This window comes from Arthrobacter sp. Y3221048 (genome assembly GCF_059092685.1).
In genome coordinates, this window is the sequence record NZ_JBNHHX010000005.1 from 130195 (window position 1) to 157101 (window position 26907).

Below are 26907 nucleotides of genomic sequence, written 5' to 3' on the forward strand. Positions count from 1 at the left end.
CGGGGACGTTTGGCCCGCGATGCGCGGTGAGCGGGGAAGCGGGCTTTTGTTTGCGGGGATACGACCACGCCCTTGCCGCTGCGCCCCTTCCGGGTGTCGAATCTGTTAAGAGCAGGTGAGTGCGCAGGACGACGATGCCTACGACGCCAGGAGGCGCTCATGTCGGGGAAATCGGCCAATGGATTGGCGAAGGGTTCTGGCCGGAGCGCCGATCTACGGCGGGCGGAGGTCTCTGCCGCGGCAACGGCGTCCCGGCCGGAGCAAATCCGCAACGTGGTGCTGGTGGGCCACTCCGGTGCCGGGAAGACGATGCTCGCGGAGGCCATGCTGGCGGCGGCAGGAGCCACGAACCGGATGGGTTCAATCGTCGACGGCACCACCGTCAGCGACTCGGATCCCTCGGAGATCCACCAGCAGCGGTCCGTCGTGCTCTCCGTCCTTCCCTTTATGTACGACGACGTCAAGATCAACCTCCTGGACACGCCGGGCTATTCGGACTTCACGGGCGAACTGCGTGCCGGTCTTCGCGCCGCCGATGCGGCCCTGTTCGTGGTGTCCGCCGTGGAGGGGATCGATGCCGCCACCACCGCGCTGTGGGGCGAATGCCAGAGCGTCGGGCTGCCGAGGGCGGTGACCATCAGCCGGCTGGACCACCCGCGGGCCGACTTCGACGCGGCGCTGGCCGGCTGCCGCCGCGCCTTCGGCGATTCGGTGCAGCCGCTGTACCTGCCGGTGCGCAACGGGGCGGAGCTGACGGGGTTACACGGACTGCTCTCCGGCACCGTATCGGACTACAGCGGCGGGGAACGCCACCCCGCCTTCCGCCCCGCGGATGCCGGGGAACTGGAGGGTGCCGAGGAGGCGCGCAGCGCCCTGATCGAAGGCATCATTGCCGAGAGCGAGGACGAGTCCCTGATGGACCGCTATCTCGGCGGCGAGGACATCGGCCTCGACGTTCTTTTCTCCGACCTGGAGACCGCCGTGGCGCGCGGATCCTTCTACCCGGTGCTGGCCACCTCGTCGGAAACGGGGCTGGGCATCACGGAGCTGCTGGACATGATCAAGCGGGCATTCCCGTCCCCACGCGAGCGCCCGTTGCCGGCGGCGGCGGGACTCTACGGCTCGCGGAGCACCCCGCTGCGCTGTGATCCCGACGGACCGCTCGCCGGCGAAGTGATCCGCACGACCACGGATCCGTTCCTGGGCCGGGTCTCCCTGGTGCGGGTTTTCTCGGGCACCTTGCGGGATGACTCCGCCATCCACGTGTCCGGACACGGACTTGCCGACCGGGGCCATGCCGACCACGACAGCGATGAACGGGTCACGCACCTGCACGCCCCGCTCGCCTCGACCTTGCGGTCGGTGTCCTATTGCATCGCCGGCGACATCTGCGCGCTGACGAAGATCGGCACCGCCGAGACCGGCGACACGGTGTCGTCGAGGGAGCAGCCGATGCTCATCCAACCGTGGGAGATGCCGGAACCCCTGTTGCCTGTCGCGGTGGAGGCCGCAACGCGCAACGATGAGGCCGCTTTGGCCAAGAGCCTGGCCAAGGTGGCCGCGGGCGACCCGACCCTGCGGGTGGAGCGGCATGCGGAGACGCACCAACTCATCCTGTGGTGCATGGGCGAATCGCACGCCGAGGTGGTGCTCGACCGGCTACGCGGGCAGGGCGTGAACGTGCAGACGGTCGACGTCGTCACGCCCCTGCGCGAAACGTTCGCGGCAGCGGCCGCCGGACGCGGACGCTACGTCAAACAGTCCGGCGGGCACGGCCAATTCGCCATCTGCGAGATCGAAGTCGAACCGCTCCCGCGCGGCGCCGGGTTTGAATTCGTGGACAAGATCGTCGGCGGTGTCATCCCGGGCCCTTACATTGCGTCCGTCGAGAAAGGTGTCCGGGCGCAGATGGAGAAAGGCGTCTCCGCCGGGTTCCCCGTCGTCGACATCCGCGTGACACTGGTCGGCGGCAAGACCCACAGCGTCGATTCCTCCGACGCGGCCTTCCAGTCCGCAGGTGCCCTGGCCTTGCGGGAAGCCGCTGCTGCGGCGCGCATCCAGTTGCTCGAGCCGGTCTCCGCCGTGACGATCACAGTTCCCGACGACTATGTGGGAACGGTGATGAGCGACCTGTCCGCGCGGCGCGGACGCCTGACCGGATCGGATTCAGCCGGCGGGGACCTCACCGAGATCAGCGCCGAAGTCCCGGATCAGGAATTGCTGCGCTACGCCATCGACCTGCGTGCCCTGACCGGCGGCACCGGACGCTTCCGGCGCGCCTACCTGCGGCACGACCCGGTGCCTTCGACAGCGTCGACCGGGGTGGGGCAACGGTGAGGATGTCGGTCGGGACGGACCGGGTCACCGGCCGACCGGGGTCGGGCAACGAGGCTGCCGGCCGGGACGGACCGGGTCACCCGCCGGCGTGGAGAACGCGGGCGAGTTTCCGCAAGGCGTCCGTCCAGCCGGCCCGGTGAAGGCCGAGGCGTTCCTCCGTAGCGAACGCGCCCTGGGAGAGGGCAAGCCGTGTGCGGCCTTTCATGGGTTCAAGGGACAGCGTGACGATGGTTTCGCGGTCATCGGGCACGGGCTCCTCCCACCGGAAGGTGTAGGCGAGGCGGCGCGGCGGGACGACCTCGAGATACTCGCCGGCGAGGTGGAAGGGCGGGCCGTCGGGCGGTTTCATGGTCAGCCGGTAGGTGCCGCCTGACCTTGCGTCGAGCATGACCTCGGGTGTTGTGAAACCTTCCGGGCCCCACCATTTGGCCAACTCGACCGCCTCCGTCAGCATCCGGAACACCAGTTCGCACGGCGCGGCCAGGACCATCTCCAGCTCCAGCACGAGACCGCCAGGACGCTCGTTCATCGGAAGCAGCCCCTTCCGGCACGGACCCGCCAGTTGGGGGGCGTCCGGGCCCTTGGCCTGCCATCGTAGTCCCGCGGCCCGGCCCACGGGTAGGAGGCCCTGCACCGGAGCCAACACCGGTCGTGGACATCCCCGGATGCCGGTGGGAGCATGGCTGTATTCGCGCCCCGGCCGCCGGTACGGCTGCGGCGGGAGCAGCGTCTGGAGGAAACATGCCAGGGCCCGATCTTGACCTTGTTGCCGAGCGTTATCACAGCGCCCTGGACGCGTTCGTCCAGGGAAACCCCGCTTCGGTGAAGGAACTGTTTTCGAGGCAGGAAGAGGTCACGCTTGCCAATCCGCTCGGCCCGCCCGCCCGTGGCTGGGAGGAGGTCGAGGCGGCCATGGACCGCGCGGTATCGCATTTCAGCGAGGGCGAGCCGATCCGGTTTGAGCGTATTTCCACGTACGTCGGGACAGACCTGGGCTACATCGTAGAAATAGAGCGGACCCGGGTGAAGGTCAACGTGTCCGACGCGGCCTCCCCGATCTCGCTGCGCGTCACGACGATATTCCGGCTGGAGGACGGCACCTGGAAGATCATCCACCGTCACGCCGATCCCATCACTTCCCCACGGCCCATCGACTCGATCGTCGAGCAGTAGCCGGCAGCCAGCCGGGGGATCAAGCGCCGCCGACCATCGACTCCATCGCCGGGCACTGGTCGGCAGCCGGCCCGGCGGTCAAGCGCCGCCGACCCTCGAGTGGAGGAATTCGGCGGCAGGGCCGGCGAGCGAGGCCCCGATTTCCGCCGCCCCTCGTTTCCGGCCCTTAACGTCGAAGGAATGGTCGCCGCCTTCCTGCCAGGCGAGCACGGCGTTCGGGCCGGTGCGTTCGACGACGGACTCGAGCAGTTCCCGGGTGGCGAAGGTATCGCGGGTGCCCTGCAGGAACAGCATGGGCAGGGTGAGGCCATACAGGTGCTCGTCGCGCAGCTTTTCCGGCTTCCCCGGCGGGTGCAGCGGATAGCCCAGGTACACGAGGCCGGCGGCCGGCATTCCCTCCGCCACGGCCATCGACGCCATGCGGCCGCCGAAGGATTTGCCGGCCGCCCACAGCGGTTCACCTTCGGACCGTGCTGCCGCCTCCCGCATGACCGAACGCCACGCCACAATGGCAGCCGGCGGGCGGTCCGGAAACTTCCTGCCGGCCTCCCGGTAGGGGAAGTTGAAGCGCAAGGTGGCCACGCCGTCGTCGTTCAAAGCGCGGGTGAAACCCGACAGGAACGGGTGGTCCATGCCCGCGCCGGCCCCGTGGGCCACCACCAGCGATGCGAAGGGGGACCCGGGACGGGCGTAGACACCGGAGACGGTGGTGTCGCCGACGTCGATGGTCACGGGGGTCTCGGTGATAGGCATGCTCCCATCATGCCCTCGCCAGAAGCGACGTGGGTGTGTTTAGGTGTTCCCATGGCCAGCGAACAGACAACGTTGACGGTCGACGGACCGCACGGCGAGCGCGAGGTACGCATTTCCAGTCCGAGCCGGGTGATGTGGCCCGAGCTGGGGATCACCAAACTGGATCTGGCGCGTTACATCGCGGAGGTGGGCGAGGCGTTCGTCCGCGCCAACGGCGACCGGCCGGTGTCGCTGCAACGGTTCTCCAACGGGATCGACGGCGAGCAATTCTTCTCCAAGAATCCGCCCAAGGGCGCGCCCGACTTCGTGCGGTCGGTGATGGTGGTTTATCCGAGCGCCCGTTCGCACCCGCAACTGGTCCTCGACGAGCCGGCCGCGGCGGTGTGGGCGGTGCAGATGAACACCGTGGTGTTTCACCCGTGGCCTTCGCGCGCGGGGAACTCCGACAACCCGGACCAGCTGCGCATCGACTTGGATCCGCAGCCGGGGACCTCGTTCGACGACGCCATCCCGGTGGCGATCGAACTGAGGTCGGTGCTGGCCGAGGCCGGACTCAAAGCGTTCATCAAAACCTCCGGAAACCGCGGGCTGCACATGTTCGCGCCGATCGAGCCGACGCACGAATTCCTGGACGTACGCCATGCCGTCATCGCCGCGGCGCGGGAGATCGAGCGGCGGATGCCCCAACAGGTGACGACCTCCTGGTGGAAGGAAGAGCGCGGGGAACGGATCTTCGTGGACTTCAACCAGGCCAACCGCGACCGGACCATGGCGGGTGCCTACAGCCCGCGGGCCCTGCCTAACGCGGCGGTGTCCTGTCCGATCGAATGGGACGAACTCGAGACGGCCGACCCGAAGAACTTCACGATCGCCACGGTTCCGGACAGGTTGAAGACGACCGGCGACCCGTGGGCGCGCATGCACGATGAGCCGGGCAAGATCGACGTCCTGCTCGAGTGGTGGGAACGCGACCTCGAGGCGGGTCTGGGGGAGATGCCCTTCCCGCCCGACTATCCGAAGATGCCGGGCGAGCCGCCGCGGGTGCAGCCCAGCCGGGCACGCAAGAAGGACTGACCGCGCGGAACCGGGCGCGTCCCGCCCTCGGCGCCGCCCCGGGCGGGGCGGGCCGGCAGCCGGATGGGCGCCGGCCAGGCGGGTCCGCCGGTCGGATTGGCCCTATTCGAACCGGGACGGGTCGCCGGCCCCGTAACGGACTACCTCGGCCGTGCCGCTTGAAAAGTCGACGACGGTGGACGGCTCGGACCCGCAGTCGCCGCCATCCACAACGGCGTCCACCACATGGTCGAGCCGGTCCTTGATCTCCCAGCCCTCGGTCAGCGGCTCCTCCTCGTCCGGCAACAGCAGTGTGCTGGAGAGCAGCGGCTCGCCCAGCTCCGCAAGAAGTGCCTGCGCGACGTTGTTCGCCGGAATGCGAACGCCCACGGTCTTTTTCTTCGGATGCAGCAGCCGGCGGGGAACCTCCGCGGTGGCCGGCAGTATGAATGTGTAGCTTCCCGGCGTCACGGCCTTGATGGCGCGGAAGACGTTGTTGTCGACGTGCACGAATTGGCCCAGCTGGGCAAAGTCCTTGCAGACCAGGGTGAAGTGGTGCTTGTTGTCGAGCCGGCGAATGGTCCGGATCCGTTCCAACGCGTCCTTGTTGCCCAGTTGCGCACCGAAGGCATAACAAGAGTCGGTCGGGTACACGATCAGCGCGTCGGACCGGACAAGGTCCACAATCTGGCCGATCGATCGCGGCTGGGGATCCTGGGGGTGGACGTCGAAGTATCTCGCCATTCCCTGAGCTTACGACTCAGGGCACGGTTGATGCAGGAGCGGCGCATCCTGTGCCCTCGTGGGGTCAGGAAGCGACCGAATGGTCCATCCACCACTCGGTGAAGTGGGTTGCCCGGCCCTCGCCGTTCAACCGGATCAGCCACAGGTTGCTGTATGTGCGTCCGTCCCGGTAGGCGGTCGTTCCCTCCACCACGGAGACGTGGTCGGTCACCGCGACTTCGTGCCACTCGAATGTCGCGGCGCCGGGCTCATCCTTGCGGGCCAGCCACTGCCGGACAATGCTGTCCCGGCCACGCCAGGGTTCCGTCCAAGGCTCCGGCCGGTACTCGGCGTCGTCGGTGAACAAGGCTCCGATCTGATCCGGGTCATTGGTTTCCCACGCCTGCCGGTAGGCCGTGATCCACGCCGAAGTCTGCGCATCCATCCCACCGTTGTACTGCGGCAGCTGCGGACCGACAACCCCCGCATGTCCTGCGGCAGCTGCGGACTCACAACCCCCGCATGTCCTGCGGCAGCTGCGGACTCACAGCCACGGCATGTACTGCGGCAGCTGCGGACCGACAACCCCCGCATTTCTCGCGGGACGCGCGCCAAGCTTCCACTGGTCCGGCCCGCTGGCTAGCATGGGCCCCATGGCCCGGACTATCTACTACGTCGGCAGCTCGGTGGATGGGTATATTGCCGACCGCAGCAACAAACTCGACTGGCTCACGCAGTTCAATGACGCCGCCGGCGTCCAGGACAGCTTCGGAACCTTCATGCAGCGCATAGGGTCCATCGTCATGGGCTCCGAAACGTACAAGTTCGTGCTGGAGGAGGCGCCGGAGGAATGGCCTTACGGCTCAACACCCACCTGGGTCTTCACGCATCACGAACTGCCAGGCATTCCCGGCGCGGACATCACGTTTGTGCGAGGCGATGTGGGTATCTTCCACGATGACATCTGCGCCGACGCCGGCGAAAAAGACGTGTGGCTGGTCGGCGGCGGGCAACTTGCAGCACAGTACGCGTCGGCCGGCCTGCTGGACGAACTCATCCTGACGTTGGTGCCGGTAGTGCTGGGCGGCGGACAACCGCTGCTACCGGTTCCCAGCACGACGGCGCCTGCCCGGCTTCGTGGCAGCCGCACCTTGGGCGACTTGGTGGAGATGCATTACGACCTTACGCCGGTGCCGGTCTAGCCTCACGCCACTCCGGTGCTGGTGTAGCCTCACGCCAACGCGTTACCCCGTGCCGTCCTCCTGCGTGGGCCCGTCTGCACCCGTCGGACTACGTGGCCCCGGACCAATCCTCCTCCTGCGTGACCGCGGTCCGGCTTTTATGGCCCGGCAGACTGGTCCGGTGCGCCCAATCGTGCAGTACTGTTTGCGCGCCCGGGGGAGACTGGTCCTCCTGCATGGCCCGCTTGGTGGTCGTCCCCGCCCGTGGTGTCCGCTTCGCTGACCCCTCTGTGCGGTGCTGTTTGCGCGGCACGGCAGACCGTCCTCCTGCATGGTCCGCTTGGTGGTGGTCTTGCTTACAAGGTCCTGCTGCGGAAACTACAGGCCGCCTTCGGACACGGCCACTCCACCGGCTGTCGTGCTGCAGTCGGTGGCGGTTGCTGCGCCCTCCGAAGTGGTGGCTGCATCCTCCGAAACTGTCAGTGGCGGCGCATAGTCTGTTTTCACTAGCAGTTCAGCACCAACGTTGGCCGCCGGGTGTGGATTTGCCGGTGGCGTCCGCGGATCCGTTCAGGGTTCGTGACCGCTCGTAGTCGAGGCCATGCAGTACGCATGCTGAAGATTGAGACGCTGAGATGTTTGATCCGGCAGTATCCGAACCTCCCGCGGTGGCGTCGCCTGCCACGGCGCTGCCCGCCGCAGCACCGGCTGCCGGCAGCGCTTCGGGGCAGGACGCCGGGCCGGCCGCGGGTCCGGTCGGGTCTGCCGCCGTTCGCGCCGCCGCCGCTGCCTTGGAGGGCATCGATCTGGACGCGCCGGACCCGGAACTGGTGGAAGAGCTCACGGCGTTGGAAGGCCTGAAGGCTGCCGCCGCGGCGGCGCAGGCCAGGGTCCAGGTCGCGCTGGAGAAATCCGTGCGTGCCCGCCGTGCCGCCGCCGGGATCCCCAAAGACCGGCAGGGCGCCGGTGTGGCCGCCCAGATCGGGTTGGCCCGCCGCGAGTCCCCGCACCGGGCCGCGGTCCTGCTGACCCTGTCCCGGACCCTGGTCGGGCAGATGCCGCACACCCTGGCCGCCCTGGCCGCGGGGCACCTGAACGAATACCGGGCCGAGATCGTGGCCCAGGAAACCGGTTGCCTGACCCCGGAGCACCGGGCCCGGGTGGACCGGGAACTGGCCGGCAACCGGGACCGGCTGCACGGTCTCGGGAACAGGGCACTGCGGGCCGAAGCCAAACGCCTCGCCTACCGGCTGGAGCCCCGCTCGGTGGTGGACCGGGCGGCGAAGGCCGAAGCGGACCGGCACGTTTCCTCCCGGCCGGAGCCGGACACCATGGTCTCGGTCCGGACCCTGCTGCCGGTGGTCCAGGGGGTGGCGGTCATGGCCGCCCTGCACCGGGAAGCGGACCGGCTGCGCAACAACGGCGACCCCCGGTCCCGCGGCCAGATGATGGCCGACACCGTGTTCGAACGCGTCACCGGCCGCAGCACCGCCGACCCGGCCCGGCTGGAAATCCAGCTGGTGATGACCGACCGCACTCTGCTCCAGGGCGAGGCCGAACCGGCCTGGCTGACCGGCTACGGCATCGTCCCGGCCCACTACCCCCGCAACCTCACCGGCCTGCCGCACCAACCGCCGGCAACGGCACACACACCCGAAGCCAACACCGAAGCCAGCCCGCCCGGCCGCACCGCTGCCGGCGCGGGTCGCGAGGACAGCGGGCTCACCGCGGCAGGACCAAACGGTGGCAGCCCTCCGCCCTATGGCGCCTGCAGCCCGCCGGGCGGGATGGGGCAGAAAGCGCCGCCGGCCGGGACCGAGCCGGGCTGGAAGACCGCCCGCGAGCAGGCCCAACGCACCAAAGTGCTGAAACAAGGCACCGTGGAGGACATCTGGGTCCGCCGCCTCTACACCGCCCCCGGGACCGGACAGCTGCTGGGGATGGACTCGGCCGCCCGAAAGTTCCCCGACGGAATGCGCCGGATGATCCAAGCCCGCGACGCCGTCTGCGGCAGGCCCTGGTGCGACGCCCCGATCCGGCACATCGACCACATCGTGCCCTGGTCAAGAGACGGCAAAACCACCATGGCCAACGGCCACGGACTCTGCGAACAATGCAACCAATCGAAGGAAGCCGAAGGCTGGTCCAGCCGCCCCCTCCAAGGACCACACCACACGGTCGAAACCACCACCCCCACCGGACACACCTACACCTCCACACCACCACCGCTACCAGGCACGCCGCCGCCCGGGGCGTTAGGGTCGGAGAAGGCCAGGACCGGGCCGGCAGCCACAAGGATCCCGGCATTCGAGACGGTTGAGGCAACCCTGTCGAGCGCGGACATCATTCGCCGCGCTTTGGCCGCTGGCAGAACGAACAGTGATGGCGACGCCGACGACGGCGCCCGGCTGGGCGCGTGCACTGCCGGCGGTTGGGCAGTAGTAAGGGTCCCGAGGAACAAGCTCGCTCGGTCCGCCGCCTAGATTTCCAGCACAAGGGGCAGTGGCACTAACTAGCGCAAGGGGAGTGGCGTGGCACTACACAGCGCATGGCGAGCGGCACTTGGCCGATCCGTACAGTGCGCCGAGCTAACCTTTACTGCGGGCCGAGGCCTAGAAGACTACCTACCCGTTGTCGCGTATCAGATTGGTGATCCGCGCCGTGGAGAGGCGCCGCCCGTCGTCATCGGTCATCACGACTTCGTGCACGGTCAGCGAACGGCCCAGCTGGATCGCCGTCGCGGTGCCGGTGACATGTCCCGAGGAGACCGAACGGTGATGACTGGCGCCAACTTCGATGCCGACGGCGTGGCGGCCGGCGCCCGCGTGCAGAGTCGCTGCGAAGGAACCCAGCGTTTCGGCCAGCACCACATGCGCGCCGCCATGCAGAATGCCCGCCACTTGGGTATTACCGTCCACCGGCATGGTTGCGACCATGCGCTGCGGCGTCATCTCGCTGAAAACGATGCCCATCTTCACCACGAGCGCTCCCACACCGGTGTGTATCAGCCACCGGTGCAAGTGTTCCGGGACACCGGCGTCGACCAGTTCGGCGATCGTGGCCGCGGCCGAGGCCGGGGGCGAGCCCTGCGAGTGTCCCGCAGCACTGTCGCCGGGTGTGAATTTGTCGCTCATGGGAACTAGGCTGGCAGGTGTGAGTGAAACTAACAAACCGGAAGCAGTGACCGCGATAGTGGAGGCAGAGGGAGCCCCCGTTGCCGGCCCGGAGAGCGAAGCTTCGGGGCCGAAGCGCCTGCTGCTGATCGATGGCCATTCGATGGCGTTCCGCGCGTTCTACGCCCTGCCGGTGGAGAACTTTTCCACGGATACCGGCCAGCACACGAATGCTGTTTACGGTTTCACTTCCATGCTGATCAAGATGATCGAGCAGCGCGAACCGACCCATATCGCCGTGGCGTTTGACCTGGACACCCCCACCTTCCGCACCGTGGAGTATTCCGAGTACAAGGGGGGCCGTAACAAGACGCCCGAGGAATTCCACGGCCAGGTGGACCTGATCGTCAAGGTGATGGAGGCGATGCAGATCCCCACCGTCACCCTGGACGGATACGAGGCCGACGACGTCATCGCCACACTCAGTGCCCGGGCCGAGGAAGCCGGCTGGGAGGTCCTTGTGGTCTCCGGAGACCGTGACGCGTTCCAGCTCATCACGGACAAAGTCACCGTGCTGTACCCGAAGAAGGGCATCAGCGACATCCCGCCCATGGACGGCGACGCGGTGGAAGCCAAGTATTTCGTCCGGCCGGAACGGTATTCGGATCTCGCGGCGCTGGTCGGTGAAACGGCGGACAACCTTCCCGGCGTTCCGGGCGTTGGCCCAAAGACCGCTGCCAAGTGGATCAACCTCTACGGCGGCGTAGAGGGCATCTTGGAGAACCTGGATTCGATCGGCGGAAAGGTCGGCGAGGCGCTTCGGGCCAATGTCGATTTAGTCAAGCGCAACCGCCGGCTGAACCATCTGCTGCGGGATCTGGACCTTCCGGTAAAGCTGGAGCACATGGTGCTGCAGCACCCCGACCGGGCCGCCATCGAGGAACTCTTCGATGCGCTGCAGTTCAACACCCTGCGCAAGCGACTCTTCGACCTCTTCGGTGAGGAGGACGCCGTCCGCGAGACGGAGGTCAATGCCCCCGCCCACGCGGTGGTCACCGATGCGGCTGCCCTGAAGGAATGGCTGGAGGAGACCAACCAGCACAACGTCGCCCTGCAGTTGGTGGCCGAAACGGCGGAAGGCGGGGACGACGCCGTCGGGCTGGCCCTGGTGGCCCACGCACAGGCGGCCTACGTGCCGCTGACTGCCTTGGACGCCGACGCCGAGCAGCTGCTGGCACACTGGCTGTCCGACCTGGACGCACCGAAGATCGTCCACGACTTCAAGTACGCCTACAAGGTACTCTCGCGGCGCGGGTTCGAGCTGCTGGGCGTAGTCGACGACACCGCCATTTCGGCTTATCTCATCCAGCCTGACCGGCGCAGCTACGAACTGGCGGACCTGGCCCAGTACCACTTGAAGATGTCCGTGGCGGCCCCCGAAGCCGCGGCGAACGGGCAGCTGGAGCTCGGCCTGTCCGAGGATGACAAGGCCGGACCGGCCGTGGTGCAGGCGTTCGCCGCGCTGCAGCTGAGCGAACACTTCGCCGGACAACTGGTGGATCGTGGCGCCAACCAGCTGCTGGGCGGGCTTGACCTGCCCCTGTCGCTGGTACTGGCGCGGATGGAACTGGACGGCATTGCCGTGGACGCCGGCGCGCTGGACCGGCTGGTGGACGACTTCACGGTGACCATCGACGCGGCCAGCTCGGCGGCCTTCGGCATCATCGGCAAGGAAATCAACCTAGGCTCTCCGAAGCAGCTGCAGGCGGTGCTGTTCGAGGAGCTGGGGCTGCCGAAGACCAAGAAGATCAAAACCGGTTATTCGACCGACGCCGATGCGCTCAACGACCTGTTCGCCAAGACGGGCAACGAATTTTTGGTCCAGCTGCTGGCCTATCGCGATGCTTCAAAGCTGCGGCAAACGGTGGAAGGCCTGCGCAAGACCGTGGCGGATGATGGACGGATCCATACCACCTACGCGCAGACCGTCGCCGCCACCGGCCGGCTTTCCTCCATCAACCCGAACCTGCAGAACATCCCCGTCCGGTCGGAGGCGGGCCGCCGCATCCGCGAGGCGTTCGTCGTCGGCGAGGGCTACGAGCTGCTGCTAACCGCCGACTACTCACAGATCGAAATGCGGATCATGGCACACCTGTCCGGAGACGAAGGCCTGATCCAGGCGTTCCGGGCGGGCGAGGACCTGCACCGGTTCGTCGGTTCGCACATCTTCGGGGTCGCCCCGGAGGATGTCACCAGCGAGATGCGCGCCAAGGTCAAGGCCATGTCCTACGGCCTGGTGTACGGGCTGAGCTCCTTCGGCCTGTCCAAGCAGTTGAACATCTCCGTGGATGAGGCCCGGACGCTGATGAAGGAATACTTCTCCCGGTTCGGTGCTGTCCGCGACTACCTGCGCGGAGTGGTGGACAAGGCCAGGGTGGACGGGTTCACCTCGACGATTGAAGGCCGCCGCCGCTACCTGCCGGACCTGGCCAGCGATAACCGCCAGCTGCGCGAGATGTCGGAGCGTGCGGCCCTCAACGCGCCCATCCAGGGTTCGGCCGCGGACATCATCAAGAAGGCCATGCTCGGTGTCTCGGAGGAGTTGCGCCACCAGGGACTGAAGTCGCGGATGCTGCTGCAGGTCCATGACGAACTCGTGCTCGAAGTAGCGGCGGGGGAGCGGGAACAGGTGGAGCGGCTGGTGCGGGCCCAGATGGGCGGCGCCGCGGAACTGACCGTGCCGCTGGACGTGTCGGTGGGGGTGGGCGCCAACTGGCAGGAAGCCGGACACTAGTCCGGTCGCCTGGCCGCGGCGTCGCGGGCGCGCAGAGGCGGTGACGGTTCTGTGCGCTGCCTGCGGCTTCCTCTGGCGGACCGGGGGAGGTGCCGCTAGGCTCGAAGACCGTGACCACCCACACACAGGAAACCCGCCAAGACATCCGCATCGACCGGTTTGCAGCCGGGCTCGACGGCGACAAGCCGGACGCCAGGACCCTCGGCTGGTTCGAAGCGGTCAAGTTCGGGTTCCACGACGGCAAGCCGGATGCCTCCGACGTCGCTGCCTACACCAGGACCTACGGCACGGACCAGCGGATTCTCTGGGGCGCCTACGACGACACGCAGCGCCCGGGCGTGTGGGACTCCGAAGTGCCCGTCGCTACCTACGCCACCATGGTCAACACCCTCAACGTGGGCGGCGGGCGGCTGCTGGACACCCACCTGATCACCGCGGTGACGGTCCGGGCGACGCACCGGCGCCGCGGGCTGCTGCGGCGGATGATCACCGACGACCTGAAGCAGGCCGCCGGCCGCGGACTCGCGATGGCGGCGCTCACCGCTTCCGAGGCCACCATCTACGGCCGCTTCGGTTTTGGCGCCGCAACGTTCATTCGCGAAGTGGAAATTGATGCCCGCGAGCGGTTCGGGCTGCGTGCCGCGGCCACCGGGACCATGGAGTTGGCCGACCCGGCTTCGCTCCAGAACTTGGCGCCGGAAATATTCAACGGGTTCCACGCCCGGACCCTGGGCTCGATCGGACGCCAGGCCAGTTACGCCTTGCGCGTCTCGGGTCGCTGGAGCCAGGACAACGCGTCCGAAGACAAGTCGCTGCGAGCGGCTGTCCATTACGACGGCGAGGGCCGGCCGGACGGCTATGTCAGCTATCGCTTTGCCGGCTGGGACAGCAAGCCCTACACCGTGAAGGTGGTTGACCTGGTTGCCGCCGGGCAGGATGCGTACCTGGAGTTGTGGCGTTACCTGGGGTCGCTGGACCTGGTTGAACGGATCAAGTTCCCGCTCGGGCCGGTGGAGGATCCGCTGGCGTGGGGACTGGCGGACAGCCGCGGCTACGAGGTGGCGGCGGTCGAAGATGTGTTGTGGCTGCGCGTGCTGGACCCGGTGGCGGCCCTCCAAGCCAGGCCGTACCTGCACGACGGCTCGTGCACCCTGCGGATCACCGATCCGCTGGATATCTGCGGCGGCGTCTACCGGCTGACCGTCGAGGACGGCCGGGGAGCGGTTGACGTGCTGCCGGAGGATGCCGACGTCGACGCCGTAGTGCCCGTGGATTCGCTCGGTTCGCTCTATCTGGGCGGAGTCCAGGCACGGACCCTGGCCGCGGGCGGCCACTTCTCCGGTGCCTCAGCGGAAGCAGTCGCCGGCATGGACCGCCTGTTCGCATCGGACACCCCGCCGTACTGCATCACGCATTTCTGACCCTACCGGGGGAGCGCCGTCGAGGCGCCGCTTCGCCGTAACCCTGCGCCTCGACAAGGCGGGTCGCTTTGCCGGGATTGGCGCGACCAGTTAGACTTATTGGGCGCGTAATGCGTATGGAGAGCCCTTCGGCGAAGGGCAGGCTTCATGAGCTTCACCAAAACACATCAGTCCGTTTCCGTAAACGGCAATGCATCCCTTGTGCAGCAGCGGTTCCATGCTGCTGTGCCTCGGGAAGCAGGGCAGCAGCGGAACTCAGAAAACTATCCACATCGGAGCCCCTACTACATGACCATCACCTCCACCGAGAAGCCCGGTACCCCGCAGGTCGCCATCAACGACATCGGTACCGCTGAAGACTTCCTCGCAGCCGTCGACGCGACCATCAAGTACTTCAATGATGGCGATCTGGTCGAAGGCACTGTCGTCAAGGTTGACCGCGACGAAGTCCTGCTCGACATCGGTTACAAGACCGAAGGTGTCATCCCCTCCCGCGAGCTTTCCATCAAGCACGACGTCGACCCGGGCGACGTTGTCGCCGTTGGTGACGAGGTCGAAGCCCTGGTGCTGACCAAGGAAGACAAGGAAGGCCGCCTGATCCTGTCCAAGAAGCGTGCTCAGTACGAGCGCGCCTGGGGCGACATCGAGAAGGTCAAGGAAGAGGACGGCGTTGTTACCGGCACCGTCATCGAGGTTGTTAAGGGTGGCCTGATCCTCGACATCGGCCTGCGCGGCTTCCTGCCCGCCTCCCTCGTCGAGATGCGCCGTGTGCGCGACCTGGCTCCGTACATCGGCCAGCAGATCGAAGCGAAGATCATCGAGCTGGACAAGAACCGCAACAACGTTGTGCTGTCCCGCCGTGCATGGCTTGAGCAGACCCAGTCCGAGGTCCGCTCCACCTTCCTCAACAAGCTGGAGAAGGGCCAGGTCCGTCCGGGCGTCGTCTCCTCGATCGTCAACTTCGGTGCCTTCGTGGACCTGGGCGGCGTCGACGGCCTGGTGCACGTCTCCGAGCTGTCCTGGAAGCACATCGACCACCCGTCCGAGGTTGTCGAGGTTGGCCAGGAAGTCACCGTCGAGGTACTCGAGGTGGACCTGGACCGCGAGCGCGTGTCCCTGTCCCTGAAGGCCACCCAGGAAGACCCGTGGCAGACCTTCGCCCGCACCCATGCCCTGGGCCAGATCGTCCCGGGCAAGGTCACCAAGCTGGTTCCGTTCGGTGCGTTCGTCCGCGTCGAAGACGGCATCGAGGGCCTGGTCCACATCTCCGAGCTGGCCGTGCGCCACGTGGAGCTGGCCGAGCAGGTTGTCTCCGTCAACGACGAGGTCTTCGTCAAGGTCATCGACATCGACCTGGAGCGCCGCCGCATCTCGCTGTCCCTGAAGCAGGCCAACGAGGGCGTCGATCCTGAGGGCTCCGAGTTCGACCCGGCCCTGTACGGCATGGCTGCCGAGTACGACGAGCAGGGCAACTACAAGTACCCCGAGGGCTTCGATCCGGAGACCAACGAGTGGCTCGAAGGCTACGAGGCGCAGCGCGCCGCGTGGGAGCAGCAGTACGCCGATGCCCAGTCGCGCTGGGAAGCCCACAAGAAGCAGGTTGCTGCTTCCATGGCAGAGGAAGCCGAGGCTCCGAGCGAGTCCGAGGCCGCACCGACCAGCTACTCCTCCGACGCCCCGGCGGCTCCGGCCTCCAGCGGCGGCACCTTGGCTTCCGACGAAGCCCTGGCTGCACTGCGCGAGAAGCTGACCGGCCAGTAACAACGGCATTCAGCGCCGGGGCAACCCGGCATCACTGACTGAGGAACCCCCGCACCGTTAGGGTGCGGGGGTTCCGCTGTGTCCGGCGCGTTTCCGGATCGCCGGATCGCCGGAACGCCCGTCGCTGCGCGGCCGACGCCCGGTCCGGGGCCGCTGCGGTCCTTGCCGGGCGCAGGCGCGGGATTTAGGGTGAGGAACGTACGCACACCCACGCAGGCCGTTGGCCGGAACGGAGAGAACATGGCAGATCAAGTCGACATTCACGCCTTGCAGCAATCCACAGTGTGGGACAACGAGCAGCAAAAACTGGGCGCCGTGGGGCAGGTCCATCAGGATCCGGTTACCGGAACCATCACCTGGCTCACCGTAGGCCTGGGCCTGGCCGACAGCCGCGAGAAGTTCGTGCCGATTGCCGGAGCCCGCATCAATTCGCGCGACGTCTACGTCGCCTACAGCCACGACACCATTAAGGACTCGCCCTCGCCGGAAGCGTCCGACAGCCTCACTCCGGAGGAAGAGGCCGAGTTGCGCAGGTACTACGGCACCTAGAGCCGCCCTTGCCCGGGACACGGCAGCGGAGGCCTGCCACCCTTGAACTGCTCCTTAGGGCAGGGTGCTGACGCCCGTGAGCTGCTCCTCAGGGCAGGGTACTGACGGTGACCGTGAACTTGGAGTTCCTCGCCACCTGCCGGGTGGGACCCACCAGCCGGTTCAGCGCCGGCTTGTAGGCCAGGTGGCTGTTCCAGACCGTCCACAGCTCCCCGGCCGGTCCCAGCACCCGCCCGGCGTCGGCGAAGAGCTTCAACGCGATGCCCGCGTGCACCGCGTTGCCGATGTGGAACGGCGGGTTGAGCACCACCAGCTGCTCGGATGCCGCCGGCAGCGAGGACAACCCATCGTCCCGGCGGACCTGCACGCGGTCCGCTACGCCGTTGGCGTCCGCCGTGGCACGTGCCGACGCGACGGCGGAGGCCGACTGGTCGGTTGCCAGTACCTGCATCCCCGGGCGTGCAAGGGCCAGATAGGCGGCGATGGAACCGTTGCCGCAGCCGAGGTCGACGGCGCGGTCCGACTGCCGGGCGCCCGCCAACAAGGGCAGCAGGAACCTGGTCCCGGGATCCAGCTTGGGCCCGCCGAAGGTGCCGCCGAAGGCAAGCAGCCGCAATGGAACGGGCAGGCCGACGTCGTGCTCTTCCGCCAGGGGAAAGCGCCCGCCCGACGCCGGCCGCGGACCGGTGGCCGTGAGCACGCGCGCTTTCTGCCGCGCCAGCCCCGCAGTCACGGAGGAGAAGGAGGCGCCGAGCACGGAGTTCATCGCCGTGGTCATGTGCTTCACGCGGCCGCCGGCCAGCACCGTGACACCCGGCGAGGCGGCCGCCGCGATGCAGCCGGCAACCTCCTCCAGCGCATCGAGCGCGCGGGGCAGCTGGAGCAACACGAGCCGTGCGCCGTCGAACGCCGCCGGTTCCAGCAGGAAATTCCGGTAGCCGGTCAGTCCCATCCGCGAGGCATTGTTGGCCAGGGCCCGCTCGGAACTGAGCGGGTCCTGGACCACGCGCATGCCGTGCTTGCCGGCTGCCGCGAGGGGCAGCGTCAGCGCCCCGTAGTGGTCGTTGACCACCGTGATGTGGCTGCCGTCCACGCCGTCCAGCAGCGGCGCGGCGGTGTCCAGCAACAACCTGTCCGCCGCGTCGTAGGCGAAGAGGTTGTCCGCCTCCACATCCGGCCAGCGCCGGAGCGCGGAAAAGTCGAACTCGGGCCGCTGCGGACCGGGGGGCGGCGCCTCCCGCCCGGAGCCCGCTGCGTTCGGCGCTTTGGGCGCACTTTCGTGATGCTCAGTCAAGGTCCACCCATTCCGTGCCGAGCGGTTCCGCGCCCGGGCCACCCGACGTCAGCGCGGCGAGCTGCTCCCCAAAGCGCGAGATGACTGCCGGCTGGTCGTCCATTGCCAGGTTGATCCGGACGCCGTCGGCTCCGTACTCACTGCCAAGCACCACGGTGCCCGCGGCTCGCAGCTCATTTTCCAGGCGTCCGGCGTCGGCATGCGCGGCCGGCACCGCGAACAGGCGCATCCGGCGCCGCCGGACCAGCGGCGCGGTCGCCACGGCCTGCGACACCGACTCCGAATAAGCCCGCACCAGTCCTCCGGCTCCCAGCAGGATTCCCCCGAAATAGCGTACGACGACGGCCGCGACGTCGCTGAGGTCTGTCACCCCGGGCACCGTCTCGCGTTTGAGCAGGGCCTCCAGCATGGGGACCCCGGCAGTACCGGCGGGCTCGCCGTCGTCGTTCGAGCGCTGGACGCCCCGGTCCGGGCCCAGCAGGAAGGCACTGCAGTGGTGTCGGGCGTCGTGGAATTCGCGGCGCAGCTCCGCGACAAGGCCGCGGGCCTCTTCCTCCGTCTCCGACCGTCGCAGCACCGTGATGAACCGCGAGCGTTTGATCTCGATCTCATGCCGGTGCTCGCCGGCGACGGTGGTGTAGCTGCTGCTGGGGGACGGGGAAACCATAGGATCCAGCCTAGTGCGCCCGCCCGTGGTGGCCGGCTCCCGCGGATATGCAGGTCAGCACGGGCCGCCCGGGTCCCTTGTCCGGCGGCCCCGGACGTGCCTAGTCTGGGTGGCACAGGGCCGCGCCTGCTTCGGCGGCCGGAGAACGCAACGAACGGCGGAACCATGGCGAAGAACCAACCGGAATTCGACCCGCGCGTCCAGGGCGGAAAGGGCCACGGCGAGGCCACGCCCGGCGGCGGCGACGAAGGCCGGGTATCGGCCGACCAGGGCGACTCGGCCAACCCGGATCCCGAAAGCCAGAACATCACCGGACTGGAACCCGGCGGTGGCGTCCCGCCCGGAGAAACTCCGCCGGCCGAAGACCAGATGAGCGCAGACCAAGGGCACGACGAGTAGCGGGTCCAGGCCACACCTGACCGCCGGAGGCAGCACGACGGCGGCACGGCGCGGCCGGCCGCGGCCGATGTTGGGCACGCGTGGCGCGGGTCCGGTCCGGTCCGGCGCGGTTGACGCGGGACACGCTGTGGCGCGGTGACGGCCCGCGCGCTGGCTAGACTGAGGCCGTGCTCAGAATCGGACTCACCGGTGGCATCGCCGCCGGAAAATCGCTGGCTGCCCGGCGGCTGGCCGAGCTCGGCGCCACCCTGATCGACGCCGACGCCATCGCTCGGGAAGTGGTAGAGCCCGGCACCGACGGCTTGCGCGCCGTCGTCGACGCGTTCGGCCCCGGGATCCTCACCGCTGACGGCAGGCTTGACCGACCGGCGCTCGGTGCCGTGGTCTTCAACGATCCCGCGCAACGCGAGCGACTGAATGCGATCGTGCATCCGCTGGTCCGCGCCAGCGCGGCGGCGCGGGTAGCCGCGGCAGGCGAGGGCGCCATCCTGGTCCAGGACATCCCGCTGCTGGTGGAAACCGGGCAGAGCCCCTCCTTCCACCTGGTCCTGGTGATCGACGCGCCCGAAGACGAGCGGCTGCGGCGCATGGTTGAGGACCGCGGCATGACCGAAGCCGACGCCCGCTCCCGCATGGCCGCCCAAGCCTCCCCGGCAGAACGCAGGGCCGCGGCCGACGTCGTGCTGGAGAACAACGGCACCCGGGAACAAGTGTTGGCCGCGCTGGACGCGCTCTGGGCGGAACGGCTGGTGCCGTTCAACCAGAACCTGTTGGCCCGTCGGCTGGCTCCGCGCACCGGCCCGCCGGTCCTGCTCGACCCGCAGCCGCACTGGCCCGCGCAGGCAGCCCTGCTCGCGGAGCGGATCAGCCGCGCCGACCCGCGCATCCTTGCCGTCGATCACGTTGGTTCGACGGCCGTTCCGGGGCTGCCGGCCAAGGACGTGCTGGACCTGCAGGTTACCGTGCGCAGCCTGGACGACGCCGATTCCGCCGCGGACGCACTGGCCGCGGCCGGATTCCCGCGCTGGCCCGGTACCTGGCGCGACACCCCGAGACCGGAGCATCCGGAGCCGGGGGACTGGCAGAAGAGGCTGCACGGGAACGCAGACCCCGGTCGTGCGGTCAACGTCCACATCCGGGCGGCCGGCTCGCCGGGGTGGCGCTATGCCCTGCTGTTCCGGGACTGGCTGCGGGCCGACCCCGGCGCCGCCGCGGCGTATCTGGCCGAGAAACGGCGGCTCGCCGGCTTGCATGCCTCGGACGCTTCCACCGGCCGCTACGCCCGCGCGAAGGAAGACTGGTTCAGCCGGACGGCCGATCCGCAGATGAACCAGTGGGCCCGGGACACCGGGTGGAGGCCGCCGGCCGCCGGCAGCTAGCGCCTTCGCCTCTCACCCGAAGGCCGGCGCGAACTGGCTGGCGGTGAAGACGGCGCCAAACGGGTCCCGGATCAGCGCATCCCGCGTCCAGTCGGTGTTGGTTTGGCCAAGCACCGTCCCGCCCAACCGTTCAGCGGCGGCGGCGGTCTCATCGCGATCGGCGACCGTGAACGCCACGTGCCAGTGTGCCGTCTCGCCGGGCTGCAGGGCGGGTGAGCCACCCGATGGCATCCGCGAACCCCGGCGGGACGTTGATGCCCGATTGGCGCTCGTGGATGCCGGGGTCACTGGTCGCCTGCAGGTGGTCGCCGTAGCCGGGGACGCGAATCATGCTGCCGAAACCGACGTCGTCGAATTGCCAGCCGAAGACCTCGCCGTAGAAGGTTGAGGCTGCGGCGGGATCGCCGGCGTGCAGGTTGCTGAAATTCCACGCGCCCGGCATGTCGACTGCCTGGGCGCCCGGGCCTGTCCCGGGCCTGCCAGAGTCGGAACGGAACGCCGGCCGGATCAGCACACAGCGTCGCGCGGCCGCCCTCACCGGCATCGGTCGGGCCGGAGAGCACTTGTCCGCCCGCAGAGCGGATCCTGTCCGCCGCCGCCTCCGAATTCACGACCGCTACGTACGTGTTCCAGGCGGGCGTTGCCCCAGCAGTGCCCTCGCCGAGACCGGCAACGTCCCGGCCGTCGAGCTTGGCAATTACATAGCGCGGGGATACACCCGGTGGAGTAGCCTCGGCGAAGGTCCAGCCAAGGAGCCCGCCGTAGAAGTCCTTGGACGCCTCAACATAACGGTGTTCGACGTCAATCCACGACGTCACGCCCTCGGGATAGGTCCGCACCGGGTCCATGGGGTGCCTTCCGTTCGTCGTCGCTGCACCCACAGATGTAGCGCACGCAGCGGTACCGGGCAATGCTCACCGGGCAATGGCGCCTCGGCCAATCCCCTGCGGGGGTTAGGCCCAGAGCGATTCCGGACCCACGCTGACCGCAATCGGGTCTACCGTTAACGGCATGAGTCTTGCGCAGGACATCAAACGCGTTGTGGCGCCCTTCGAGGTCGTCAGTGAATTCCAGCCTGCCGGCGACCAGCCAGCGGCGATCAAGGAGCTGACCGAACGGATCCAGGCCGGGGAGAAGGACGTGGTGCTGCTCGGCGCCACCGGCACCGGCAAGTCCGCCACCACCGCCTGGCTCGTGGAACAGGTCCAGCGGCCCACCCTGGTGATGGTGCAGAACAAAACTCTGGCCGCCCAGCTGGCCAACGAGTTCCGTGAGCTGCTGCCGAACAATGCCGTGGAGTACTTCGTTTCCTACTACGACTACTACCAGCCGGAAGCCTACGTGGCACAGACGGATACTTTCATCGAGAAGGACTCCTCCATCAACGAGGAAGTCGAACGTTTGCGCCACTCTGCCACCAACGCGCTGCTGACCCGGCGCGACGTCATCGTGGTCGCCACCGTGTCCTGCATCTACGGTCTGGGCACGCCGGAGGAATACATCGCGGGCATGGTCACGCTCCGTAAGGGCGCCGAAATGAACCGGGACGACATGCTGCGCCGGTTCGTGGCCATGCAATACGCCCGCAACGACGTCGACTTCCACCGGGGCACCTTCCGGGTCCGCGGCGATACCGTGGAAATCATTCCGATGTACGAGGAACTGGCCGTCCGGATCGAGTTCTTCGGCGACGAGATCGAGCAGATCCAGACGCTGCATCCGGTCACCGGGGAGATCATCCGCGAGGAGACGGAAATGTACGTCTTCCCGGCGTCGCACTATGTGGCCGGCGAGGACCGGATGAGCCGGGCGGTCAGGGACATCGAGGACGAGCTGCGCGACCGGCTGCAGGTGCTCGAGTCGCAGAACAAGCTCGTGGAAGCACAGCGGCTGCGGATGCGCACCACTTATGACCTGGAAATGATGCAGCAGATGGGGTTCTGCAACGGCATCGAGAACTACTCGCGGCATATCGACGGCCGCGGTCCGGGCACGGCGCCGCACTGCCTGCTGGACTACTTCCCGGACGATTTCCTGTTGGTGATCGACGAATCGCACGTCACCGTGCCGCAGATTGGCGCGATGTACGAAGGCGACATGTCCCGCAAGCGCAACCTGGTGGACTACGGTTTCCGGCTGCCGTCCGCGATGGACAACCGGCCGCTGAAGTGGGACGAGTTCCAGGAACGGATCGGGCAGACGGTCTACCTTTCGGCCACGCCGGGCAAGTACGAGCTGTCCAAGTCCGACGGCTATGTCCAGCAGATTATCCGGCCCACGGGCCTGGTGGATCCCGAGGTCATCGTCAAGCCGACCAAGGGCCAGATCGACGACCTGCTGGGCGAGATCAACGCACGGGTGGAGCGGAACGAACGCGTCCTGGTCACCACGCTGACCAAGCGGATGGCCGAGGACCTGACCGATTACCTCAATGAGCACGGTGTGAAGGTCCAGTACCTGCACTCGGACGTGGACACGCTGCGCCGCGTGGAACTGCTCCGTGAACTGCGGATGGGCACGTTCGACGTCCTGGTGGGCATCAACCTGCTGCGCGAGGGCCTGGACCTGCCCGAAGTCTCACTAGTGGCCATCCTGGATGCGGACAAGGAAGGCTTCCTGCGCAGCAGCACCTCGCTAATCCAGACCATCGGCCGTGCCGCCCGCAACGTCTCCGGCCAGGTGCACATGTACGCGGACAAGATCACGGACTCGATGGCCAACGCGATCGAGGAAACCAACCGACGCCGTGAGATCCAGGTGGCGCACAACAAGAAGCACGGCGTGGACCCGCAGCCGCTGCGCAAGCGGATCGCGGACATCACCGACCAGCTGGCCCGCGAAGACGCCGACACCCAGCAGCTGCTGAAAGACTTCGACTACGGCAAGGGCAAGCGAGGGATTTCCGCGGCCGTGTCGAAGGACAAGATCCGCCGCGACGGGCTGGCCGCGGCACCGGCCGAAGACCTGGGCGAGCTGATCGCCCAGATGACGGAGCAGATGCACGCCGCCGCGGCGGAGCTGCAGTTTGAGCTGGCTGCCCGGCTGCGCGACGAGGTCTCGGACCTGAAGAAGGACCTGCGGCAGATGCGCGCCGCGGGCCACGCCTAAGCCCTAGGCGGCTGCCGCACCGGTTTCCGGCGGGGCAGATGACGACGGCGGTGCGCACCCGCCGTCGTCAGGCGCACCTGCGCTACACTTGACCGAGCGTAGGGGAGTATCCCGAACACTGTGGACGTCAACACGCGGGGCATCGACGCCCCGCCGGGCGCAGTGGCCTGGCCGCAGAGCGGCAGGCGGAGAGACTTGCGGCGAACACTCGCACCCGCGCACCGCACACGCGCGGCATCTTCTGTGAAAGGCAAGGTTCCGTGTCGGACCAATTATCGCTGCCCTTTGAGGTCATTTCCTTCGTGGTTCTGGGCGCCATCCTGCTGTTCGACCTGCTGTACGTGGTCAAGCGGCCGCACGAGCCGTCCATGAAGGAAGCCGGCCTCTGGGTCGGTTTTTACGTCACCCTGGCGCTGATCTTCGCGGGCATGCTGTTCTGGCAGGCCGGCCCCGACTACGGCCAGGAATTCCTGGCGGGCTGGATCACCGAGTACAGCCTCAGCGTCGACAACCTGTTCGTCTTCATCATCATCATGGCCAGGTTCTCCGTGCCGAGGAAGTACCAGCAGGAAGTGCTGATGTTCGGCATCATCATCGCGCTGATCCTGCGGGGCATCTTCATCCTGCTGGGCGCGACGCTGATCGCCCAGTTCAGCTGGGTGTTCTACATCTTCGGGGCGTTCCTGCTCTGGACCGCCTGGAAGCAGGCAACAGACTCGGGCGAGGACGAGGAAGAAGGCTCCGAGTCCGGGCTGATTTCCCGGCTGACCAAGAAGCTGCCGGTCAGCGAGCACTACGACGGCAACAAGCTGCGCACCACGGTTGACGGCAAGCGCCTCTTCACCCCCATGGTCATCGTTTTCATCACCATCGGCATGACTGACCTGCTGTTCGCGGTTGACTCCATCCCGGCGATCTTTGGCCTCACCCAGAGCGCGTTCATCGTTTTCACGGCGAACATCTTCGCGCTGATGGGCCTGCGCCAGCTGTACTTCCTGCTGGGCGGCCTGATGGACCGCCTGGTCTACCTCAAGCACGGGCTGTCGATCATCCTGGCCTTCATCGGCGTGAAGCTGATCTTCCACGCGCTGCACGAGAACGAGGTGCCGTTCATCAACGGCGGCGAGCATGTTGAGTGGATCCCCGTGATCACCACCCAGCTGTCGCTCGGCGTGATCATCGGGACCCTGGTGGTCGCCACGGTGGCCAGCCTGCTCAGCCCGGCCGGCCGTCAGGCAGCCATCGATGCGCGGCTGGCAAAGGACGCCGAACGCGCGAGGGCGGCAAACAGCGAGTCGGATGCCGAGCCAGCCCGGTCGGATGCCGGGCCCGTCCAGTCGGACGCCGAGCGCGCCAAGTCCGACACCGAGTAACGGCGGTTCAACCGGTTGCAGGTCGACTAGGATCGGCGTGTGACCCGGCAACCAGACGCGGCGCTGAACGCAGACCCTCGCACGAGGGCCGTTCAGCGCCGCGTCGTTGTTTCCCTGTCCCTGGCCCAGCTGTTCAGCGGCTTGGGCCACGGCGCGGGGCTGGCCATCGGCTCGCTGCTGGCCGTGGAGCTCACCGGCAGCGAGGCCCTGGCAGGAACGTCCACGATGGCGATAGCCCTGGCCGGCGCGCTGGCGGCGCTGCCTTTGGCGGGTGTCGCCGCCCGTTCCGGACGCCGGCGGGCGCTGGTTACCGGTCTGCTGCTGGCCCTGCTGGGTTCGGCGTTGATGGCGCTGGCACCGGTCACCGGATCCTTTGCGGTGCTGCTGGCAGGCTCCGCCCTCTTGGGGGTCGGCAACGCGGCGAATCTGCAGGCCCGTTTTGCGGCGGTGGACCTGGCCGTGCCACAGCATCGCGGCCGGGATCTGGCCTTCGTGGTTTGGTCCATCACGGTCGGTGCCGTGGCCGGACCCAACCTGATCCGCCCGGGCGCCGAGTTGGGCGCCGCGCTCGGGTTGCCGGAATCGTCCGGGCCGTTCCTGTTCGCGATGGCAGGCATGGCCATCGGCGCTGCGCTGCTGCTGGTGGGCCTGCGGCCGGACCCATTGGGCTATGCGCGTTCACGCGGCGGCGGGGAAGCCCTGCCGGTCAACCGCCGCGGGACCCTGCGAACGGGCGTGGCAGCGGTCCGGCATCATCCCATGGCCGCGCTCGGACTGGCGGCCGTGGTGGGGGCCCAGTTGGTGATGGTAGCGGTCATGTCCATGACGCCCGTGCACCTGCAGGCGCTGGACCATGCCGGCGGGCACCAGCACAGCCAGACAGACACGTTCGCCATCATCGGCTTCACCATCTCGCTGCACCTGGCCGGCATGTACGCCCTCTCGCCGCTGATGGGCTGGCTGACCGACCGGCTGGGACGCACCCGAACCATCGTGGCCGGGCAGTTGGTCCTCCTGGCCGCGACGGCGCTGGCCGGGTTGGGACAGCAGGACACGTGGCTGGTGGGTGCCGGACTGGTGCTGCTGGGCCTGGGATGGTCGGCGTCGGTGATTGCCGGCTCCACGCTGTTGGCCGAGTCGGTGCCGGAGTCCGGTCGCGTGCCGGCACAGGGCCTGTCCGACACGCTCATGGGTGCCGCGGGGGCCCTGGGTGCGGCTTTGTCTGGCCCGCTGCTGGCCGCCCTGGGGTTCGCCGGCCTGAACGCGGCGGCCGCCGTCGTTGCCGTCGTAATATTGCTGGCACCGGTTCTTGCCGCCCGCAGCGGGGGCGTCCCGGCAGGAGTTGGTTCCGGCGACAGGAGCCCATCGTGAGCCACCGGCAGGTCTTGGTCGCAGCGACCGCGGTGTCGATCCTCCTGTCGGGTTGCGGCTACGAGGGTGTCCCTGCATCCTTCGGTGCCGTAGAAACGGGTCCGGGGGACGAGATCCTGCTGGTTAACCCCGACAGCGGTCGGGAGAACTTCGAGATGGAAGCCGGCTTCAAGGGAACCCTCGAGCTGTCGGCGGAGAATTGCGTCATCGGTAAGGACATGTCGGGTCGTGAGATCATGCTGGTGTTTCCGGCCGACGCCACATTCAGTCAGGGGCCGGAACTCCTGACCGTGGAAGTCGAAGGCCGGTCTTTGGCGATCGGAGGACCGGTATTCTTTGGCGGGGGAACCCTCCGGCAGGAACAACTCGACCGTCTCTCTGAGAGCGTGCCGGAGGGATGCCTTCGGAACGAAAACTTCTACGTACAGACCATCGGGTAGAGCGTTCCGGCGCATCGC

The 26907-nt window shown here is 67.7% G+C and carries 24 protein-coding genes and 1 pseudogene; 15 read left to right on the top strand and 10 right to left on the bottom strand.

Annotated elements, in window-relative coordinates; translation table 11 throughout:
- The first annotated feature begins 159 nt into the window (after positions 1 to 159).
- The gene (locus tag AC5RVS_RS15300) at positions 160 to 2337 is read left to right on the top strand and encodes an elongation factor G-like protein EF-G2 (RefSeq protein WP_494108768.1); all 2178 of its coding nucleotides are present in this window, start codon (positions 160 to 162) and stop codon (positions 2335 to 2337) included.
- 76 nt (positions 2338 to 2413) lie between these two features.
- Here the strand turns inward: AC5RVS_RS15300 and AC5RVS_RS15305 are convergent, their stop codons facing one another.
- Positions 2414 to 2866: an SRPBCC family protein gene (locus AC5RVS_RS15305; RefSeq protein WP_494108769.1), complete on the bottom strand. Its 453-nt coding sequence runs from the start codon at positions 2864 to 2866 to the stop codon at positions 2414 to 2416.
- Between the two features lie 212 nt (positions 2867 to 3078).
- Between AC5RVS_RS15305 and AC5RVS_RS15310 the strand changes: the two genes are divergently transcribed.
- Entirely contained in the window at positions 3079 to 3510 is a 432-nt protein-coding gene (locus AC5RVS_RS15310; RefSeq protein ID WP_494108770.1) for a YybH family protein, read from the top strand.
- A 78-nt stretch (positions 3511 to 3588) separates the two neighbouring features.
- Here AC5RVS_RS15310 and AC5RVS_RS15315 read toward each other — a convergent pair whose 3' ends face one another.
- Entirely contained in the window at positions 3589 to 4263 is a 675-nt protein-coding gene (locus tag AC5RVS_RS15315; protein ID WP_494108771.1) for an alpha/beta hydrolase family protein, read from the bottom strand.
- 51 nt (positions 4264 to 4314) lie between these two features.
- On the opposite strand from AC5RVS_RS15315, the gene ligD reads away from it, so the two are divergent.
- Positions 4315 to 5337 carry a non-homologous end-joining DNA ligase gene (gene ligD / locus AC5RVS_RS15320; RefSeq protein ID WP_494108772.1) on the top strand — a complete coding sequence of 341 codons (1023 nt, stop codon included), beginning with the start codon at positions 4315 to 4317 and terminating at the stop codon, positions 5335 to 5337.
- 102 nt (positions 5338 to 5439) lie between these two features.
- Here the strand turns inward: ligD and AC5RVS_RS15325 are convergent, their stop codons facing one another.
- Together AC5RVS_RS15325 and AC5RVS_RS15330 are read right to left on the bottom strand one after the other, a co-directional pair.
- Positions 5440 to 6060 carry an L-threonylcarbamoyladenylate synthase gene (locus tag AC5RVS_RS15325; RefSeq protein ID WP_494108773.1) on the bottom strand — a complete coding sequence of 207 codons (621 nt, stop codon included), beginning with the start codon at positions 6058 to 6060 and terminating at the stop codon, positions 5440 to 5442.
- A gap of 64 nt (positions 6061 to 6124) precedes the next feature.
- On the bottom strand, positions 6125 to 6484 hold the full coding sequence (locus AC5RVS_RS15330; RefSeq protein WP_494108774.1) for a nuclear transport factor 2 family protein: 360 nt from the start codon (positions 6482 to 6484) through the stop codon (positions 6125 to 6127).
- A gap of 208 nt (positions 6485 to 6692) precedes the next feature.
- Between AC5RVS_RS15330 and AC5RVS_RS15335 the strand changes: the two genes are divergently transcribed.
- Both AC5RVS_RS15335 and AC5RVS_RS15340 read left to right on the top strand, forming a co-directional pair.
- Entirely contained in the window at positions 6693 to 7241 is a 549-nt protein-coding gene (locus tag AC5RVS_RS15335) for a dihydrofolate reductase family protein (protein ID WP_494108775.1), read from the top strand.
- A gap of 647 nt (positions 7242 to 7888) precedes the next feature.
- On the top strand, positions 7889 to 9703 hold the full coding sequence (locus tag AC5RVS_RS15340; protein WP_494108776.1) for an HNH endonuclease: 1815 nt from the start codon (positions 7889 to 7891) through the stop codon (positions 9701 to 9703).
- 141 nt (positions 9704 to 9844) lie between these two features.
- On the opposite strand, the gene AC5RVS_RS15345 is transcribed toward AC5RVS_RS15340, so the two are convergent.
- On the bottom strand, positions 9845 to 10354 hold the full coding sequence (locus AC5RVS_RS15345) for a hotdog fold thioesterase (protein WP_493987337.1): 510 nt from the start codon (positions 10352 to 10354) through the stop codon (positions 9845 to 9847).
- Between AC5RVS_RS15345 and polA the strand changes: the two genes are divergently transcribed.
- The 4 genes from polA (at position 10353) to AC5RVS_RS15365 (ending at position 16858) form a co-directional block, all read left to right on the top strand.
- Positions 10353 to 13127 carry a DNA polymerase I gene (gene polA / locus AC5RVS_RS15350; protein WP_494108777.1) on the top strand — a complete coding sequence of 925 codons (2775 nt, stop codon included), beginning with the start codon at positions 10353 to 10355 and terminating at the stop codon, positions 13125 to 13127. The two genes, AC5RVS_RS15345 and polA, sit on opposite strands and share 2 nt — an antisense overlap.
- A gap of 110 nt (positions 13128 to 13237) precedes the next feature.
- Positions 13238 to 14548: a GNAT family N-acetyltransferase gene (locus AC5RVS_RS15355; RefSeq protein WP_494108778.1), complete on the top strand. Its 1311-nt coding sequence runs from the start codon at positions 13238 to 13240 to the stop codon at positions 14546 to 14548.
- Positions 14549 to 14836: 288 nt separating this feature from the next.
- Positions 14837 to 16309 carry a 30S ribosomal protein S1 gene (gene rpsA, locus AC5RVS_RS15360; RefSeq protein WP_494108779.1) on the top strand — a complete coding sequence of 491 codons (1473 nt, stop codon included), beginning with the start codon at positions 14837 to 14839 and terminating at the stop codon, positions 16307 to 16309.
- A 240-nt stretch (positions 16310 to 16549) separates the two neighbouring features.
- Positions 16550 to 16858 carry a PRC-barrel domain-containing protein gene (locus tag AC5RVS_RS15365; RefSeq protein ID WP_494108780.1) on the top strand — a complete coding sequence of 103 codons (309 nt, stop codon included), beginning with the start codon at positions 16550 to 16552 and terminating at the stop codon, positions 16856 to 16858.
- 88 nt (positions 16859 to 16946) lie between these two features.
- On the opposite strand, the gene AC5RVS_RS15370 is transcribed toward AC5RVS_RS15365, so the two are convergent.
- Positions 16947 to 18152, bottom strand: a complete 1206-nt coding sequence (locus AC5RVS_RS15370) for a class I SAM-dependent methyltransferase (protein WP_494108781.1) — start codon at positions 18150 to 18152, stop codon at positions 16947 to 16949.
- A complete protein-coding gene (locus tag AC5RVS_RS15375) occupies positions 18145 to 18819 on the bottom strand; it encodes an IMPACT family protein (RefSeq protein ID WP_494108782.1) in 675 nt (224 codons plus the stop codon). Before AC5RVS_RS15375 ends, AC5RVS_RS15370 begins: the two co-directional genes overlap by 8 nt.
- Before the next feature lie 165 nt (positions 18820 to 18984).
- Here AC5RVS_RS15375 and AC5RVS_RS15380 point away from each other — a divergent pair, with 165 nt between their 5' ends.
- Positions 18985 to 19218 (top strand): DUF6480 family protein, encoded by a 234-nt coding sequence (locus tag AC5RVS_RS15380; RefSeq protein WP_494108783.1) that lies wholly within the window; start codon positions 18985 to 18987, stop codon positions 19216 to 19218.
- Between the two features lie 167 nt (positions 19219 to 19385).
- Positions 19386 to 20597 carry a dephospho-CoA kinase gene (gene coaE / locus AC5RVS_RS15385; protein ID WP_494108784.1) on the top strand — a complete coding sequence of 404 codons (1212 nt, stop codon included), beginning with the start codon at positions 19386 to 19388 and terminating at the stop codon, positions 20595 to 20597.
- Positions 20598 to 20609: 12 nt separating this feature from the next.
- Here the strand turns inward: coaE and AC5RVS_RS15390 are convergent, their stop codons facing one another.
- The 3 genes and pseudogenes from AC5RVS_RS15390 to AC5RVS_RS15400 form a co-directional block, all read right to left on the bottom strand.
- Positions 20610 to 20774, bottom strand: a complete 165-nt coding sequence (locus AC5RVS_RS15390) for a VOC family protein (RefSeq protein ID WP_494108855.1) — start codon at positions 20772 to 20774, stop codon at positions 20610 to 20612.
- Positions 20746 to 21039 (bottom strand): VOC family protein, encoded by a 294-nt coding sequence (locus tag AC5RVS_RS15395; protein WP_494108861.1) that lies wholly within the window; start codon positions 21037 to 21039, stop codon positions 20746 to 20748. Before AC5RVS_RS15395 ends, AC5RVS_RS15390 begins: the two co-directional genes overlap by 29 nt.
- A gap of 100 nt (positions 21040 to 21139) precedes the next feature.
- Positions 21140 to 21445, bottom strand: a pseudogene (locus tag AC5RVS_RS15400) (VOC family protein); the annotation flags it as partial.
- A 163-nt stretch (positions 21446 to 21608) separates the two neighbouring features.
- Here AC5RVS_RS15400 and uvrB point away from each other — a divergent pair.
- The 4 genes from uvrB (at position 21609) to AC5RVS_RS15420 (ending at position 26889) form a co-directional block, all read left to right on the top strand.
- Positions 21609 to 23705 (top strand): excinuclease ABC subunit UvrB, encoded by a 2097-nt coding sequence (gene uvrB / locus AC5RVS_RS15405; RefSeq protein WP_494108785.1) that lies wholly within the window; start codon positions 21609 to 21611, stop codon positions 23703 to 23705.
- Between the two features lie 260 nt (positions 23706 to 23965).
- Positions 23966 to 25078: a TerC/Alx family metal homeostasis membrane protein gene (locus tag AC5RVS_RS15410; RefSeq protein WP_494108786.1), complete on the top strand. Its 1113-nt coding sequence runs from the start codon at positions 23966 to 23968 to the stop codon at positions 25076 to 25078.
- Between the two features lie 39 nt (positions 25079 to 25117).
- Entirely contained in the window at positions 25118 to 26449 is a 1332-nt protein-coding gene (locus AC5RVS_RS15415; RefSeq protein ID WP_494108787.1) for an MFS transporter, read from the top strand.
- A complete protein-coding gene (locus AC5RVS_RS15420) occupies positions 26446 to 26889 on the top strand; it encodes a hypothetical protein (RefSeq protein WP_494108788.1) in 444 nt (147 codons plus the stop codon). Before AC5RVS_RS15415 ends, AC5RVS_RS15420 begins: the two co-directional genes overlap by 4 nt.
- The last annotated feature ends 18 nt before the right edge of the window (positions 26890 to 26907 follow it).